The organism is Streptomyces sp. NPDC014727, from assembly GCF_043083485.1.
In the GTDB taxonomy this organism is placed as follows: domain Bacteria; phylum Actinomycetota; class Actinomycetes; order Streptomycetales; family Streptomycetaceae; genus Streptomyces.
In genome coordinates this window covers 1-1,032 of the sequence record NZ_JBIBYR010000094.1, presented here as the reverse complement: position 1 = coordinate 1,032, position 1,032 = coordinate 1, and the positions used below count along the sequence as shown (strand labels likewise).

Annotated in this window: 1 protein-coding gene; it reads right to left on the bottom strand. The window is 33.8% G+C overall.

The window, feature by feature from the left end; translation table 11 throughout:
• Positions 1 to 228: 228 nt before the first annotated feature.
• The coding region (locus ACF1B9_RS38060) for a DUF3231 family protein (protein WP_391795998.1) at positions 229 to 1,032 on the bottom strand (804 nt) is incomplete at its 5' end.

The window sequence follows — 1,032 nt, the reverse complement described above, 5'->3', positions numbered from 1 at the left end:
GGTCATTTTTAGAGATAAAATTCCTCTCTAATGCTCACTAGACCTTCATAATCACTTTTTAAAGCGTTGCTTTTTAAATAAGAGTAGTTAAATAAGTAATTTAAATAAAATCGCTAAAATAAGGCTTAAAACAACTCTTGTTAAGTGTCCCAAAATTAATATACCCCTAAATCATTTACTTCTTCGATTGAATAAATGACCTCCCTTCGGTTTAAGTTGGCTTTACATTTAATGACCATCATGTTTATTTTTCACTAACTTCGTTTTATCCTTAGTTCCTGGTGGTTGTTCAAGCCAATTATTCTTTATCATAATGTCGGCTCCCGACTTTGCAAATGTAGCAATTTCAAGGGATAGGCGTTCATAACTAGTTGCTAGATCGTTGCGTTGACTAGCTGCGGCTGCAGTAGCATAGTTACCAGTTCCACTTGCACTTAGTAATGCCATATGGAACATGATTAATTTGTCTGAAAACGTTTGGGTCGTGGAATCAGAAATACCATGATCGGGTGACATGGGTGCTTCAATATCACAACCAAGCAAAGAATCCATAAAAATTTTCATATGTTTTTTGGATATCTCTTTACCAGTTAACAAAAAGTCCTGAACTTCTTTTAATGGCGAAGTCTGTGCAAAAGCAAGGCTAATTTTCATCCCTATATGATTGGTTTGAATATTTAAATATAAGTGAGAAATTTCAATTGCATTTAAAGGACGCTTGTCGCTTAATAGATTAAATCCACCTAAATACTTTTTACTGTCTATGTAATCCGTCTCAGTTGGAACAGGTATATAGGGTGCTCTTAAAAATATCCCTTTATTTAGCATTACTTGTGTGCTTTTATCATATAATTTAGTCGTTTCAGAGATTCCCTCTATAAAATAATCCCTTATATCTTTTCTAATACTCATGCCAAGAGAACCACCATAGGCTAATAATCCAGCTCTTGCCATATGATTGACATAGCTTATACAAAATAAATCTGTAAATAAACTCGGTGCATTCATATTAACATCTGCTTCAGAAAACCC